Origin of the sequence: Ulvibacter antarcticus, from assembly GCF_003688405.1 — a bacterium.
GTDB lineage: Bacteria > Bacteroidota > Bacteroidia > Flavobacteriales > Flavobacteriaceae > Ulvibacter > Ulvibacter antarcticus.
The window spans coordinates 559,771-574,487 of the sequence record NZ_REFC01000012.1 but is presented as its reverse complement, the minus strand read 5'-3'; the positions used below and the strand labels follow the sequence as shown (position 1 = coordinate 574,487).

Below are 14,717 nucleotides of genomic sequence, written 5' to 3'. Positions count from 1 at the left end.
GAGTTGTTTTTTTTAATTATTTTTAGCACACCCATCACCCATCACCCATCACCCATCACCCATCACCCATCACCCAAGTTCCATTTTCCATCTTCCAACTTCCTACTCCCAGCTTCCAGCTTCCCACTTCCAACTTCCTACTCCCAGCTTCCAGCTTCCAACTTCCAACTTCCGGCTTCCAACATTACTTTGTATCTTTGCATCCTGTTTTACAAATGTAAGGAATGTATTCATCAAAAAAAGTTGCTTTTTATACTTTGGGTTGCAAGCTAAATTTTAGCGAGACCTCTACTATTGCACGAAATTTTACCGACGAAGGATTTGAGCGCGTTGATTTTTCTGAAACGGCAGATATCTATGTGATTAATACCTGTAGTGTTACTGAAAACGCTGATAAAAGGTTTAAAACCATTGTAAAGCAAGCACAGAAAGTAAATCCGGAAGCATTTGTAGTGGCAGTGGGCTGTTATGCACAACTAAAGCCACAGGAATTGGCAGATGTTCATGGTGTGGATTTGGTGTTAGGAGCTACAGAAAAGTTTAAGATCACCGATTACCTTAATGATCTATCCAAGAATGACCATGGGGAAATACATAGCTGTGAAATAGAAGACGCAGATTTTTACGTGGGTTCATATTCTATTGGCGATAGAACACGAGCTTTCTTAAAAGTACAGGATGGATGTGATTATAAGTGTACTTATTGTACGATTCCGTTAGCGAGAGGAATTTCCAGAAGTGATGAATTGGAAAATGTACTAAATAATGCTGCCGAAATTTCTGCCAAGGGAATAAAAGAGATCGTTTTAACCGGTGTGAACATTGGTGATTATGGTAAAGGTGAGTTTGGAAATAAAAAGCACGAGCACACTTTTTTTGAATTGTGTGAAGCTTTAGATACGGTTGAAGGAATAGAGCGTCTTCGCATATCATCTATAGAACCTAATCTTCTTAAAAATGAAACTATAGATTTTGTAGCGAAATCTCGAACTTTTGTGCCTCATTTTCATATTCCGTTGCAGAGTGGGAGTAATGCTATCTTGAAATTAATGCGTCGCAGGTATATGAGCGAACTTTATACGGAACGTGTTGCAAAGATTCGTGAAGTGATGCCACATGCTTGTATTGGCGTCGATGTAATTGTTGGCTTTCCAGGTGAAACAGAAGAACATTTTTTGGAAACCTATCATTTTTTGAATGAAATGGATATTTCGTATTTGCATGTCTTTACATATTCTGAAAGAGATAATACTCCGGCTGCGACGATGGAAGGAGTCGTGCCTAAAAATGTACGTACCAAAAGGAGTAAGATGCTTAGAGGCTTGTCTGTTAAAAAACGAAGGGCTTTTTATGAAGGACAATTAGGTAGTACAAGATCAGTTTTGTTTGAAGGCGAGAATAAATTGGGATATATTCACGGATTTACTGAGAACTACGTAAAAGTGAAAGCACCCTGGAACCCAGAATTGGTAAATACACTACACACGATACAGCTCACTGATATTGCAGAAGACGGTTTGGTTCGTTTTAATTTTGTAAATCAAACAATTGGAGCTGTTTAAGATTATTCAATTCTGAATAGATTTGAAAAGGGAATATGTAACGCGTTAAGGATTGAAGCGGCATCCTTTTTATGCTGTTTTTCACAGCTTTAAAAGATATAGCTGAAAGCCTGGTGGTGAAGTGAGGCAGCGCCTCTACTTCATGAAACGCCCAAAAAAGCATTCTAGATATTTATCCCAACCGGCAATAAACTCTTATACTTTCTACGGTTACTTCTTAGAAATGATGCGATTTCAGGACTGGTAGGAACCAGACTGATATTTCGGTTCTTCACTTCTTCGAATACGGCTCTAATAAAAATTGTTCTAAAGCCTTGCTCTTCCATTTCTTCCGGCATTGAGTACTTGGTAAGAAATATTTTACGGTCTTGTAGCGCATATTCAATTCGCGCCATGTTATCACCAACTTCAAGCTCGAATTGTCTCAAAAATTCGTTGTCGGTAATTTCTACATCTTCAATCATAGGGGGTCAAATTAAAATTATGTTATTTACTTTGTATGCTAGACATATTTGTCTGTTTCTATAGTTGTTTGGATTTTTTAAGTCCAGGTTCCTATGGTGTTAAGATTACTAAGTCTCTCATTGTTAGCAAAAAAGATACCAGAATTTACATAAATGAGGGTAGGTTTGTTTACAGAGTATTGTGAATTTGTAGTGTTGGTGTGAATAAAAATAGGTTTTGGAAATAGTGTAATGTTAGGAACATTCAAAAATGGCATTAATTGATTTACAAAAAAGCCAAGAAGTCTTCTAGAATAGGAAGAGTGATGTGATCTCTGTGTGAGAAAAACCCCTGATTGGAATCTCTTAAAAATTCCGGGTTCAAGTAGTGCCTTCTCCTGTGATATCTTCTTCATGAGTAAATGCCCCAATTACCGCAAGATAATTTTATCTTTGCAGCGTACAAGTTACGAAATATCTTACAAATAGTAGCTAGTAAATTCAATATAGATTTATAAAATAAATGGTTCAGGAAAAGGTACATATCTATTTAGTTCCGGGAATGGCGGCCGGAAAGGAAATTTTTAGGAATATAGCGCTGCCTCTGGAGAAATATGAGATTCATATTCTAGAGTGGTTAATCCCTAATAAATCTGAAACTTTGAGTAATTATGCAGTGCGAATGGCCGCTAGAATTACTGAGCCAAACGCGGTTCTCATAGGTGTTTCTTTTGGTGGAGTGGTAGTGCAGGAAATGAGTGCTTTTTTGGAGTTGAAAAAACTAATCATTGTTTCAAGTGTAAAGTCCCGTAGGGAAATGCCAAGAAGATTGCGATATTTGAATCGTACAAGGATGTATAAATTGGCGCCTACAAGGTTTGTACTTAGTGCGAAGGATCTTTCGAAACTAGCCGTTGGTCCAAGATCTGAAAAGCGTTTAAAATTATATGATCAATACTTACATGTTCGTGATAAGCGATATCTCGATTGGGCTATAAAAAATATGGTTTCCTGGAATCGAGTAGAAGCAGACCCAAAAGTGCATCATATTCATGGAAACAAGGACGGTGTTTTTCCGATACGCTATATTACCAATTGTACTGTTATTGAAGGAGGTACACATATTATGCTTTTGAATAAGGGGAAGGAAATTTCTGAAAAACTATTGGAAATCATGGCGAATAATTAACATCTACTCTTAGGAATTGCGCCTTATTATTTTTTATCTTTAGTGAAAATATTAGAATCATGAATACTTTATCGAAAATAGGGCTGGCTGCGGTGATTTTTACCATTTGCGGATTATACATTAATGCAGTGCAAGATCCTCCAACCGATGAGAAAATGGAGGAGAAATTAATCAATAATTATAATGTTTATGCCTTGCCAATGCCGGAGTATCTGGAATTTGCAGGTGAACGAGTTCCATTAAATAATCCGGATATCCGTGAACGTTTTGACAGGGAACTACTTGTTAACACCTACTGGCAATCTAATATGTTTCTAATTATAAAAAGGGCGCATAAATTCTTTCCACAAATTGAACCTTTATTGGCTGAATACGGATTACCAGATGATTTTAAATATCTGGCAGTAGCAGAAAGTGGTTTGGATAATGTACGGTCTAACGCGGGAGCATCCGGATTCTGGCAATTTATGAAAGGCACCGGGAAAGAGTATGGTCTTGAGATTAATGATTATGTAGATGAGCGTTATAATATGGAGTTGGCTACCAAAGTAGCCGCCGAATACTTGAAGAGATCTAAAGAACGTTTTGGAAGCTGGACAGCGGCAGCAGCTGCTTATAATGCGGGAAATGCAGGGGTTAATAAGCAGATGGAACGACAAGATGTTAGCGATTATTACGACCTTTTATTGAATGATGAGACGAGTAGATATGTTTTCAGAATATTGGCTTTTAAAGAAATATTAAGTAATCCACAGAAGTACGGATTTAATTTTAGAGGTAAGGATTTATATACTCAGGTGCCTACTTATAAAGTCATGGTAGATAAACCAGTTGAAGATTTTGCTAAGTTCGCCAAGGAGTACGGTATTAATTATAAGATCTTAAAGATTCATAATCCGTGGCTACGAGATACGTATCTGAATAATGCTTCTGGGAAACAATACTTCATTGAGATTCCGGAAAATGGTTATTATACATTTGGGCAATAGCTTCTAATATGAAAATCAGTTATCCTTAGAAATAAGAACATCGATATAAAAGTAAAAATCTGCGTCTTTTTCAAGGCGCAGATTTTTTTCGTACTAATTTAAGTGAAAAGCGGAGTTTTTTTATGGCTTTAACTTTGAAACGTAACCGTCTTCTGCGTCCAAATTAAGGTTTTTTAATAAAGAAATGCCATTTAAATATGCGTTGTAATGCATGTTATAAGAGCTATTGAATTCTTCGTTATAAGGATGAAGAATTCCTCTTCTAACATCAACAATTTGTTTTTCTTTTGTAATAAAGAAGCTTGTTGGAAAACCAAGACTGTGCTTCATTGTTTCTACAATATGATCATGAGTGTTTTCTTTTTCATCTACATATAAGACTGTAAATTTCGAACTGTATTTACGAGCTGTCTTTCTTACTTTGTCTTTGGAATCCCAGAATAACAATACAAAATCGATGTCTTTGTGATATTTTTCGGCTAGTTCATTAAGAGCAGGAATTTCACCAACTCCGGTTGTACACCAGGAAGCATATGTTATTAGGAAGACAGGCTTCTCAAAATCATACAATTCGACCTTGCGTCCGGATAGTTTTTTTACTTTAAAATTATCCAGATAACTATCGTTGACTACATTATTTATAAGAGAATCGAAAAGAAATTCTGCACGTTCGAAATCTTTGTTCGCATAAGCGTCCTGAGATTTTTGGCGGTACTGCTTAATGTTCTTTCCGATCTGGGTAGAAAATAGATTTTCAGGCCCAATTTCCTGAGAATGAGCGGTAAACGAAGCTAATAAAAGTAGTAGTAGTAATTTTTTAATCATACATTCTATTTTGTATGATACAAAGCTACGGAGGTAAAATAGATTTAGTAGGAAGTTTTAGACGTACTGTTTCAAATACTCGTTGAAATACAATGTGACGTAAGATTTTTCTGAAATCACCCTATTTAACTGATAGATTATTATCTCCTACTTCCACGGGTTGCTGCCTTTCCAAATTGCTGTCTCGGCTGACCCATTTTTTTCATCTGCTGTTTCATCATTTTAATTTGTTCATCCAGCATATTGTGTTTATCTAGTTTTTTAGCTTCGGAAAGTAAAGTTTCAGCTTCTCTTTTACGATTTTTAGTCATCGCTATCCCAGCAAGATTTAATTTTGTCATGGCCATATCGGCATCCATTGATAATCCCAATTCTACAGCTTTTTTGAAATATTTTTCAGCTTCATTCATATTGGTTTGAGATATCATAAGACCATTTAAGTAGTTGTAATATCCTTGCTGTTTCTTTATTAGTGCACCTTCCGGATTGCCTATTTTGTCTAACCACCTTTTGGCTCCAGGGAAGTCTTGCTTCCGAAGTCTTAAAAAAGCCAGCAGGATAATTTCATTTTTAAAATAAAGAAAGATAAACATCAACGATAGCAAAATGAGCATAATCCCATTTCCTATATTGGTTTCCGTAAATTGCCAAACTGCCATTCCAATTACTGCAGCTGCCAAGATGAGTTTTATATTTTTGTTGAACATTGTATTGTTTTATTATATGAGTTAAAGTATCATTTAATGTAGATTAATTATCTACATTGTTCTATAGTTATTAATCATCAACTAAGTCGGGGATATGCCATCCTTTTTTAAGCGGCTTCAAAGGTAGTAAAAACATTCAAAAATATTTTGTGTTTTCCATTTGGGAAAGTAAAAAAACGTTGTATATTTGCACCCGCCTATGCAGATCAACCTATTGTCTGTTTCGGCAGGCAGGCCCGCTTCGATTGCAAGCTTGTTAAAACTAAAAAGTATTAGAAGATTAAAGATATACTAAAATGAGCAAAAGAACATTTCAGCCATCAAAAAGAAAGAGAAGAAACAAACACGGTTTTAGAGAGCGTATGGCGTCTGTAAACGGTAGAAAAGTACTTGCCGCTCGTAGAGCTAAAGGCAGAAAGAAAATTTCTGTATCTTCTGAAACTCGTCACAAAAAATAATGTTGATAAGTTATATATAAAAGGTGTTGTTTTTAAAACAGCACCTTTTTTTTATACCCTAACGCATCGTAATTTTACCGCACTGAAAAAAGTTCATTAAAATGCCAAAAAACACCTCTTTAAAATCTGTTTTAATCATCGGGTCGGGACCTATAGTAATTGGTCAGGCCTGCGAATTCGACTATGCCGGGTCACAAGCTTTACGCTCTTTACGTGAAGATGGTATAGAAACCGTTTTGATCAACTCCAATCCGGCAACTATCATGACAGATCCTTCAATGGCCGATCATGTGTATCTCCTTCCATTAAACACCAAATCAATTGTCAAAATATTAAAGGATCATCCGCAGATTGATGCTGTATTGCCTACAATGGGTGGACAGACTGCCTTAAACCTTTGTATTGAAGCAGACGAAAAAGGTATCTGGTCCGATTTCAATGTTGATATTATAGGTGTTGATATTGCTGCGATTAATATTACGGAAGACAGAGATCAGTTTAAAAACCTGATGATAAAGATTGGTGTACCTGTTGCACCCGCGAAAATTGCGAATTCATATTTAAAAGGTAAGGAGATCGCACAGGAGTTCGGATTTCCATTAGTGATTAGACCTTCTTTTACACTTGGAGGGACCGGTGCGTCTTTCGTACATACAGAAGATGAGTTCGACGAATTATTAACCTACGGTCTCGAAGCTTCTCCTATTCACGAGGTGCTTATCGACAAAGCCCTATTAGGTTGGAAAGAATATGAACTTGAACTACTTAGAGATAAAAATGACAACGTAGTTATTATTTGTACCATTGAAAATATGGATCCCATGGGGATTCACACAGGAGACTCTATCACTGTCGCACCTGCTATGACATTAAGTGATACGTGTTACCAACGAATGCGAGACCTCGCTATCAAAATGATGCGAAGTATCGGTGATTTCGCCGGCGGTTGTAATGTGCAATTTGCCGTGAGCCCCGACGAAAAGGAAGATATCATCGCTATTGAAATTAATCCAAGAGTTTCACGCTCCTCGGCTTTAGCTTCAAAAGCAACCGGTTATCCTATTGCAAAAATCGCAACTAAACTAGCTATCGGATACCATCTGGATGAGTTGGATAATCAGATTACAAAATCTACTTCGGCCTTATTTGAGCCTACACTAGATTATGTTATCGTAAAAATACCACGTTGGAACTTCGATAAGTTTGAAGGATCTGAAAGAACTATCGGACTGCAAATGAAATCGGTAGGAGAGGTGATGGGAATTGGACGTTCTTTCCAGGAAGCCCTTCATAAGGCGACCCAATCGCTTGAAATTAAACGAAACGGTCTCGGCGCCGACGGCAAAAGCTACACAGATTATGAGCAAATTTTAGACAAGCTGAAAAATGCGAGTTGGGATCGTGTGTTTGTGATTTATGATGCGATTCAAATTGGAATTCCATTGAGCCGAATTCACGAGATTACGAGAATCGATATGTGGTTTCTTCGTCAGTACGAAGAACTTTATATGCTCGAGAAAGAGATATCTACTTTTACTTTGGATACTCTTCCGAGGGAATTATTACTGGAAGCAAAACAAAAAGGATACGGTGATCGACAGATTGCACATATGTTGAAATGCCTTGAAAGTCAGGTGTACAATAAAAGGGAAGAATTAAATGTACAGCGAGTTTATAAGCTCGTTGATACCTGTGCGGCTGAATTTAAGGCGCAGACTCCTTATTATTATTCTACTTTCGAGAATTCGATGGAGACCAAAGACGGGGAAATCTATGCCGAAAATGATAGTATAGTTACTAATAAAAAGAAAATCATTGTCTTAGGTTCCGGTCCAAACCGTATCGGACAAGGAATTGAATTCGATTATTGTTGCGTGCATGGGGTTTTGGCGGCTTCGGAAGTGGGCTACGAAACAATCATGATTAATTGTAACCCGGAAACAGTATCCACCGATTTTGATGTAGCCGATAAGCTTTATTTCGAACCGGTTTTCTGGGAACATATTTACGATATTATCCGTCACGAAAAACCGGAAGGTGTTATTGTGCAATTAGGCGGGCAAACTGCTCTGAAGCTGGCAGAAAAATTAGAACGCTACGGAATTAAAATAATAGGAACTAACTTTAAGTCATTGGATTTAGCCGAAGATCGTGGTAGTTTCTCAACAATATTAAAGGAACTTGGTATTCCTTATCCAGAATTTGGTGTAGCAGAAACCACTGAGGAGGCATTATTACTTGCCGATAAATTGGATTTCCCATTATTGATAAGACCTTCCTACGTATTAGGAGGCCAGGGGATGAAGATTGTCATCAATAAAAAAGAACTGGAGGCGCATGTTGTTGATTTACTTCGGAAAATTCCGAATAACAAATTATTATTAGATCATTACCTCGACGGGGCGATTGAAGCGGAAGCCGATGCGATCTGTGATGGTGAAAACGTCTACATTATTGGGATCATGGAGCATATCGAACCTTGTGGAATACACTCTGGTGACTCGAATGCAACCTTACCACCTTTTAATTTAGGGGAATTTGTGATGCAACAGATTAAAGATCATACCAAAAAGATTGCTTTAGCACTTAATACAGTTGGGTTAATCAATATCCAATTTGCAATTAAGGATGACATGGTGTATATCATTGAAGCTAATCCAAGAGCTTCGCGTACGGTGCCATTTATTGCTAAGGCCTATGGTGAGCCTTATGTTAACTATGCGACGAAAGTGATGTTAGGACATAATAAGGTAACGGATTTCGATTTCAAACCGCATTTAGAGGGTTACGCAATTAAACAACCTGTTTTTAGCTTCGACAAGTTTCCGAATGTAAACAAACAGTTAGGTCCCGAAATGAAAAGTACAGGAGAGAGTATTTTGTTTATTGATAGTTTGAAAGACGATGCATTCTACGATTTGTACGCTAGGAGAAAAATGTATTTGAGTAGATAAATTATGAAGTTATTGGATTGAGAGACCCAAAGACTCAAAGTTGTAGAGTTTCTTAACTTCAAAGCTTCTTTGTATAATTTTACATTTGTTTTAAACTTCCAATAACTATTAAAAACCCTACTTTGATAACAAAGTAGGGTTTTTTGTATTAGGGCTGTTCTTACTATAACAACCAATAACCGCGACCAGTTTTGGTATTTAACCAGGTTTTTTATCAAATTAAAACTGAGGTTTAGACTAAGAATAATAATAGCCACTATTTATGAAATTACTTTCCTATTTATCTTCTATTGTTTTTCTCATTCTTGGCAGTTGTACAACGCACACTTATGATGATTTGGAAGAACTACAACAGGCTCCTCCGCCTTTGGTAGTAACTTATCAGGATGTTGCTTTTGTTTTTGAAAATATTTGCAGCGCATGTCACAGTAACCCTCCTCAAAATGGAGCGCCCATGTCATTAACAAATTTTGCCTTAGTTAAAAATGCTGTCGAAACACGTGGCTTATTGGATAGAATTAGTAGAAACGAAGGAGAAAGTGGCCTTATGCCATTGGGAGGACCGAGATTGCCTCAACAAGATATTGATTTAATCGTACAATGGAATTCTGACGGACTTCTGGAAAATTAATTGAAATGAAACTTAAAATAAAAATACTCTGCTTCTTACTATGTCTTGCAACTGTTTCAATTGCACAGCAAAAGTATAGCACCAAAAGCGGAGAAATTACTTTTGAAGCATCTGTGCCTTCTTTTGAAGAAGTTAAGGCACAACATAATAATGTAAGCGCAGTGTTAAAAGGAGATACGGGTGAATTTGCAGCTTTGGCTCTTATAAAAGGATTCCGTTTTAAAGTGGCGTTGATGGAAGAGCATTTCAACGAGAATTATATCGAATCTACAAAGTTTCCGAAGGCAACATTTAAAGGAGTGATAAAGAATCTTGTGCTTTCTGATCTTTCAGAAGATAACACTGAACTAATTTTTGAAGGTACTTTAAACCTCCATGGCGTAGATAAAAAGATTGCGATACCTGCAGCGGTATCAATGAAAGGCGACTCAATTATTGTAGCATTAAAATTTAAGCTGAAACCTGAAGATTTTGATATAAAAATTCCATCTATCGTAAGTAGTAAAATCGCTGAAGAAGTGGATGTGGCAGCAAATTTTACATTAAGTCAATAGCCAAATATTATGAACAATCGTCGAAAAATTATTGTTGTACTCTTCCTGCTTGTTGTGGGTGGGTATTTTGCCTATAACTATATGTATAAGGATCACAGGGATATCAGCACTGAAGAACCGAGCCTGGAAATTGCGGGGACTTATTTATTGGAGCGATTTAAAACCGGAAATGGAGAAGATCTATTGAACAGAACAATCACCGTTACGGGAAAAGTTACGCAGGTTGAGGGCGAAGCGGTAACCATAGATTTTAGTGTTTATTGTAGTATGGCTTCGGAAACAGCCGTGACTGCAACGAACAAGGAAGTCAGAATCAAAGGTAGATGTATAGGATATGATGATTTGTTTGAATTAGTGAAGTTGGACCAATGTACTATCGTTAAATAGTGATTTATGAAAAAATTATACTTTTTATTATTTTTCATTCCTATGGTGCTTTTTTCACAGGATGATTTATTGGAAGACCTGGAGGCCGAAGCAATCGTCGATAAAACGGTGATTGCTGCTTTTAAAGGTTTGAAAATCGTAAATTTCGAATCGACCAAATTGGCAAGTGAGAAGGATTTGTTTTTTATAGTGGCGCATCGCTTCGGAACGGTTAAGAATGGTTTTGATGATTTCTTCGGATTGGACAACGCGGTGACACAGCTTAAATTTATTTACGGACTTAATGAATGGCTAAATGTTGGTGTTGCCCGAAGTTCTTTTCAGAAGAAATATGGAATGCATTTAAAATACCGCTTGGTAGCACAAGAAATGGAAGGGTTCCCGGTGACTATCGTAGGCTATAATCTTATGACGATCAATTCCTCACTAGAAAAAGACAACTACGCCAACTTGGAATTTAGTGATCGACTAACTTATGTTACTCAGGTACTGATTTCAAAAAAAATGAGTGAAGACTTGTCTCTTCTTGTTGCTCCAACCTATGTACATGAAAATCTGGCAACCAGAAGTCGGGTGATTCAGAGTGATGGAACCACCTTAAATTACGACGAGAATGCGAATCAATTTGCAATGGGAATAGGAGGGAGATATAAATTAACAAAACGCTGGAGCATCAATGCAGATTACGGCATACATCTTAACAGAAATGAAAACTCAAGTTTTAAGAACCCATTGTCTGTCGGGGTAGATATTGAAACCGGCGGGCATGTTTTTCAAATGCATTTTACCAATGCACAAGCCATGTTCGAAGATGGATTTATAGTCCAGGGACAAGGCGATTGGGGAGAAGGCGATTTTTTCTTCGGATTTAACATAAGTAGAGTGTTCTAGATATAAAATCTGGTAAAAACTTGACAAGAAGAATATACGTAACTTATAGAAATTGAAAAAGAGAATTATATAAACAGTAAATGTAAATTAACCTAAAACAACTATTATGAAAACAATTAAACTACTTTTTTTATTGACACTTGTAACGACATTCGCAAGTGCGCAAACCACTCATGAAATTTTATGGGCGATTGGAGTTGGGACAGATGCCTCGATAACCATCGACCAAGGTGATACAGTTAACTGGGTTTGGAGTGATGGTGCGCCTCATTCAGTAAGGAGTCTTGGTGGATCGACAGAAACTTTTGATAGTGGTACACAGTCACCACCATTTACATTTTCTTACACCTTTTTAGTGCCGGGAACGAATCCATACGATTGTATTGTACATCCAAATATGCAAGGTGTTATTACAGTAAATCAAGTCGCTGCCGTTGATGATAATTTCAGACAGAGTCTTAGCTTTTACCCTAACCCTGTTCAGGACAGATTAAAGGTGACTTCTCTATACGAGTTAGATTCGTATCAAGTGTACAATGTCCTTGGTAAAATGGTGCTTCAAGGAGCTGCGAATGGTAACATCACCGAAATTGAAATGTCAAGCCTTCAAAGCGGAATGTATTTTGTGAATGCAAAATCTGGTGATAGGGAAGCTTCTTTTAAAGTTACGAAGCAGTAAAATAGCAATAGAAAATTATTAAAAAAACCGGTTTACTGTTTGTATGCCGGTTTTTTATGTTGACGAGCTTATGAAAGGAATTTATCAAACAGAGCAAAAAGATACTCCCTTCCTTCGAAGGAATGGCTAAGGAAGGATGTTTTGCTAATCCCTAGACCTATAAGGAACGATAACATTGTATTGCTTCAATTCCTCCAAATAATCTTCGGCTTTAAAATCGGCATCTCTAAAAAGTGATTTCCGATTCTTTTTTAATTCTACTCTTTTAGCACTCTTAATAAAACGTCTGATCTCATTTTTAGAATCCAGAATGAGTCCCGGAACAGCAACACTCTCACCTTCATCGGTCTTTGCCACCATGGTGAAATAGGACGAATTACAATGCTTTTTTTCTCCGGTGTGAATGTTCTCAGTATCTACTCGAATTCCAACAACCATCGAAGTTCTACCTACATAATTTACGGATGCTCTCATCAAAACTAATTCCCCAACTTCTATGGGTTGTAAAAAATCAACCGTATCTACTGAAGCGGTGACACAGTAATTCCGACTGTGTTTAGAGGCACACGCAAAGGCAATTTGATCCATTAAAGAAAGAATATATCCTCCATGAATCTTACCACCAAAATTGGCGTGGGAGGGAAGCATTAACTCTGAAATGGTTACCTGCGATTCTTCTATGTTTTTATGAATATCTTGCATTTTAGTTTCGATTAAAATGTGGGGATTGTTCTAAACTCACGTCAGATACAAAATGTTTAGTGTCTCCCCAGAAGAAAAAAGTCCCAAAGCGCTCCACATAAGTTAGTTTTACATACTGTCCTTGATATTCCTGCATTTTCTTAATTACGTCTCCTTCCTGATCCAGTACCGAAAATGAAAATATCTGAGCCCCACTTATGCCCTGACTAATCTCGCCTTCCCAGGTTTTTACGATCACTCCTTTATGGCTGAATTTAATAAGTTCTCCCGCCCGTGTTCCTTCACTATATGGCACAAAATAAACAACGGCAAAATACAGCAGATAGATTGCTAACAGGCTGCCAAGAATGATAAAGAGGATTTTTTTCATTATATTTTCTTTAATGTTTATTCAGAATCTTCATTTGCCTTATTCAATAACTTATCATTAATCTGCTTACTTGCTTTTGATCCTAGTTTTTTGAGTTTCTCGACGCGGGTTATAAGATTTCCTTTCCCTGTTAATTTTTTCATAGTACCGTCGTAACTACCTTTCACAGTGTTTAACTGGTTGCCAACTTTAAGCAGGTCTTCAGTTAGATTCACGAATTGATCGTATAGCCTTCCTGCTTGGATTGCAATTTCCAGCGCGTTTTGTTGCTGCTTTTCATTGTTCCACATGCTGTCGATAGTACGCAAAGTTGCTAAAAGGGTAGTAGGAGTTACAATTACAATATTCTTCTCAAATGCCCAGTTATAAAGGCTGTTGTCTTCATTGAGTGCGACCGCGAAAGCAGGTTCTATAGGTACAAATAGTAAAACGAAATCCGGACTTTCAATCTGATAAATATCTTGATAATTTTTCGCACTTAATTGATCAATATGTTTCTTCAATGAGTTGATATGCTCTTTTAGGAATGTCTTACGTAAACTTTCGTCATCTTCATTGATATAGCGTTCATATCCAACCAACGATACCTTGGAATCGATAATCATCTTCTTTTGATCCGGTAAGTGTAAAACCACATCGGGAAGCACTCGTTTTCCTTCGTCGGTAGTAAAACTGTTCTGAACAAAATATTCCCGGTCTTTTTCAAGTCCGCTCTTCTCAAGTACGCGTTCCAATACCAATTCTCCCCAATTCCCTTGTAATTTACTATCACCTTTTAAGGCTTTGGTGAGATTGGTCGCCTCCTTGCTCATCTGCTCATTCAGCTCTTTTAAGCCAATAATTTGTTGTCGAAGCATGGCATGACGGTCAATACTTTCTTTATGAGTGTCATCTACCTTCTTTTCAAATTTTTCTATTTTCTCCTGAAGGGGTTTCAAGATAACATCAATGTTTTCTTTGTTCTGTTTGGTGAATTTTTCCGATTTATTTTCAAGAATCTTATTGGCAAGGACTTCGAAATCGTTGGTAAATTTCTCCTGAAGTTTTTCTACTTCGTTTTTCTGTTCGCGAAGTTTGGTCTCCAGATTCTCAAATTCCGAATTGCGTTTGGTGAGTTCCAGATTTAAAAAATCCTTTTCTTTTCGTATTGCCTCTCTCTCTTGATTTAACAGATCGAACCGTTCATTGAGCTTCTCTTCCTGAAATTTAGATTGCGTAAGTCGCTCTTCCAAAGTGCCGGTAACCGACTTACTTTTTAAATTGGCAATAAGGTTTCCAATAAATGCCCCAATGAGAAGGCAAATAGCAGCTAGTAGTAAGAAAAGAAAGGTTTCGTTCATTTAAATTGATCCTTTTATGTGTTTTCAGAATTGAAA

Annotated in this window: 18 protein-coding genes; 10 read left to right on the top strand and 8 right to left on the bottom strand. The window is 37.1% G+C overall.

Going from position 1 to position 14,717, the window contains the following annotated elements; translation table 11 throughout:
• Positions 1-102: 102 nt before the first annotated feature.
• Positions 103-234: a hypothetical protein gene (locus tag BXY75_RS17320; protein ID WP_262697279.1), complete on the bottom strand. Its 132-nt coding sequence runs from the start codon at positions 232-234 to the stop codon at positions 103-105.
• Between BXY75_RS17320 and mtaB the strand changes: the two genes are divergently transcribed.
• A complete protein-coding gene (mtaB, locus tag BXY75_RS07450; RefSeq protein WP_121907084.1) occupies positions 225-1,562 on the top strand; it encodes a tRNA (N(6)-L-threonylcarbamoyladenosine(37)-C(2))-methylthiotransferase MtaB in 1,338 nt (445 codons plus the stop codon). The genes BXY75_RS17320 and mtaB overlap by 10 nt on opposite strands.
• Positions 1,563-1,726: 164 nt before the next feature.
• Here mtaB and BXY75_RS07440 read toward each other — a convergent pair whose 3' ends face one another.
• Both BXY75_RS07440 and BXY75_RS07435 read right to left on the bottom strand, forming a co-directional pair.
• A complete protein-coding gene (locus BXY75_RS07440; RefSeq protein WP_121907082.1) occupies positions 1,727-2,026 on the bottom strand; it encodes a GNAT family N-acetyltransferase in 300 nt (99 codons plus the stop codon).
• 77 nt (positions 2,027-2,103) lie between these two features.
• Positions 2,104-2,421: a hypothetical protein gene (locus tag BXY75_RS07435; RefSeq protein WP_121907081.1), complete on the bottom strand. Its 318-nt coding sequence runs from the start codon at positions 2,419-2,421 to the stop codon at positions 2,104-2,106.
• Between the two features lie 107 nt (positions 2,422-2,528).
• On the opposite strand from BXY75_RS07435, the gene BXY75_RS07430 reads away from it, so the two are divergent.
• Together BXY75_RS07430 and BXY75_RS07425 are read left to right on the top strand one after the other, a co-directional pair.
• A complete protein-coding gene (locus BXY75_RS07430; RefSeq protein WP_121907080.1) occupies positions 2,529-3,194 on the top strand; it encodes an alpha/beta hydrolase in 666 nt (221 codons plus the stop codon).
• A 59-nt stretch (positions 3,195-3,253) separates the two neighbouring features.
• Positions 3,254-4,183, top strand: coding sequence for a lytic transglycosylase domain-containing protein (locus tag BXY75_RS07425; protein ID WP_121907079.1), 930 nt, complete (start codon positions 3,254-3,256; stop codon positions 4,181-4,183).
• 120 nt (positions 4,184-4,303) lie between these two features.
• Here BXY75_RS07425 and BXY75_RS07420 read toward each other — a convergent pair whose 3' ends face one another.
• Both BXY75_RS07420 and BXY75_RS07415 read right to left on the bottom strand, forming a co-directional pair.
• Positions 4,304-5,008: a TlpA family protein disulfide reductase gene (locus BXY75_RS07420; protein ID WP_121907078.1), complete on the bottom strand. Its 705-nt coding sequence runs from the start codon at positions 5,006-5,008 to the stop codon at positions 4,304-4,306.
• Positions 5,009-5,148: 140 nt separating this feature from the next.
• Positions 5,149-5,715, bottom strand: coding sequence for a DUF2892 domain-containing protein (locus BXY75_RS07415; protein ID WP_121907077.1), 567 nt, complete (start codon positions 5,713-5,715; stop codon positions 5,149-5,151).
• Between the two features lie 296 nt (positions 5,716-6,011).
• On the opposite strand from BXY75_RS07415, the gene rpmH reads away from it, so the two are divergent.
• From rpmH to BXY75_RS07380, 7 genes are all read left to right on the top strand, one after another.
• Complete coding sequence (rpmH, locus tag BXY75_RS07410) at positions 6,012-6,173, top strand: 50S ribosomal protein L34 (RefSeq protein ID WP_082830860.1); 162 nt, start codon at positions 6,012-6,014, stop codon at positions 6,171-6,173.
• A 101-nt stretch (positions 6,174-6,274) separates the two neighbouring features.
• On the top strand, positions 6,275-9,127 hold the full coding sequence (carB, locus tag BXY75_RS07405; protein ID WP_121907076.1) for a carbamoyl-phosphate synthase large subunit: 2,853 nt from the start codon (positions 6,275-6,277) through the stop codon (positions 9,125-9,127).
• A gap of 262 nt (positions 9,128-9,389) precedes the next feature.
• The gene (locus tag BXY75_RS07400; protein WP_121907075.1) at positions 9,390-9,758 is read left to right on the top strand and encodes a c-type cytochrome; all 369 of its coding nucleotides are present in this window, start codon (positions 9,390-9,392) and stop codon (positions 9,756-9,758) included.
• A gap of 5 nt (positions 9,759-9,763) precedes the next feature.
• Positions 9,764-10,312 (top strand): YceI family protein, encoded by a 549-nt coding sequence (locus tag BXY75_RS07395; RefSeq protein ID WP_121907074.1) that lies wholly within the window; start codon positions 9,764-9,766, stop codon positions 10,310-10,312.
• A gap of 9 nt (positions 10,313-10,321) precedes the next feature.
• A complete protein-coding gene (locus BXY75_RS07390; RefSeq protein WP_121907073.1) occupies positions 10,322-10,699 on the top strand; it encodes a hypothetical protein in 378 nt (125 codons plus the stop codon).
• A gap of 6 nt (positions 10,700-10,705) precedes the next feature.
• Positions 10,706-11,590, top strand: coding sequence for a DUF5777 family beta-barrel protein (locus BXY75_RS07385; protein ID WP_121907072.1), 885 nt, complete (start codon positions 10,706-10,708; stop codon positions 11,588-11,590).
• 106 nt (positions 11,591-11,696) lie between these two features.
• On the top strand, positions 11,697-12,269 hold the full coding sequence (locus BXY75_RS07380; protein ID WP_121907071.1) for a T9SS type A sorting domain-containing protein: 573 nt from the start codon (positions 11,697-11,699) through the stop codon (positions 12,267-12,269).
• Positions 12,270-12,413: 144 nt separating this feature from the next.
• Here BXY75_RS07380 and BXY75_RS07375 read toward each other — a convergent pair whose 3' ends face one another.
• The 3 genes from BXY75_RS07375 to rmuC are packed head-to-tail and all read right to left on the bottom strand — an operon-like array spanning position 12,414 to position 14,681.
• A complete protein-coding gene (locus BXY75_RS07375; protein ID WP_121907070.1) occupies positions 12,414-12,971 on the bottom strand; it encodes an acyl-CoA thioesterase in 558 nt (185 codons plus the stop codon).
• Position 12,972: 1 nt separating this feature from the next.
• Positions 12,973-13,341 (bottom strand): 6-phosphogluconate dehydrogenase, encoded by a 369-nt coding sequence (locus tag BXY75_RS07370; RefSeq protein ID WP_121907069.1) that lies wholly within the window; start codon positions 13,339-13,341, stop codon positions 12,973-12,975.
• Between the two features lie 17 nt (positions 13,342-13,358).
• Positions 13,359-14,681: a DNA recombination protein RmuC gene (rmuC, locus tag BXY75_RS07365; protein ID WP_121907068.1), complete on the bottom strand. Its 1,323-nt coding sequence runs from the start codon at positions 14,679-14,681 to the stop codon at positions 13,359-13,361.
• Positions 14,682-14,717 lie beyond the last annotated feature (36 nt).